General features: G+C 80.5%; 2 pseudogenes. Both read left to right on the forward strand.

The annotated features are described in order from the left end of the window. A pseudogene (locus KUM32_RS42425) lies at nucleotides 1-187 on the forward strand (TetR family transcriptional regulator); the annotation flags it as partial. 225 nt (nucleotides 188-412) lie between these two features. After that, nucleotides 413-650 (forward strand): annotated as a pseudogene (locus KUM32_RS42430) (aldehyde dehydrogenase (NADP(+))); the annotation flags it as partial.

The raw sequence follows: 650 nt of genomic DNA on the forward strand, positions 1-650 counted from the left end.
CGACTACCTGCGCGAACTGTGCCGCGCCACCTCCGCGAGCGACCCGGACGACCTGGCCGACGAACTCGCGCTGCTGCACGAGGGGGCCATGGTGCTCGGCGGCCTCGACGCCGTGGCGGAGCCGGTGCCGCTGGCGCGCCGGCTGGCCGTACGGGCCCTGACCCAGCGCGGCCTGCCGGCGGCGTGACCCGGGGCGGGCGCGCCGGTCGCGGCCCGGCGAACCCACGGCCCGACAACCCCTCGGCACGCGGCCGACTCGGCCTTGGCCCCGCCCGCGACGGCCGCCGACCGGCGCCCTTGACCCCCCGGAAACGACGGCCCTAGAGTCCCCGGAGATTCGCCGTCGCGGTGGGCGAAAACGGAGCGGGAGCGGCCCCGGCGGGGCGCGCACGCACGAGGGAGGGAGCCCGCCGTGCCGGTACCAGTGTGGAGCGTCGACCCGCGCACCGGGCAGCGGCGGGAGCAGGCGGCCACCGAGGCCGACGCCGCCGCCGTCGACCGGGCGGTGAACGCCGCCCACGCGGCCAGCGCGGCCCTCGCCGACCGGGCGGCCCGCGCCAGCTTCCTGCGCGCCGCCGCGGCGCTCCTCGAGGAGGAGGCCGAGGCCGTGGTGGCCGTCGCCGACGCGGAGACCGCGCTCGGCCCCGGCC

The sequence above is a fragment of the Streptomyces sp. AC627_RSS907 genome, assembly GCF_019049165.1.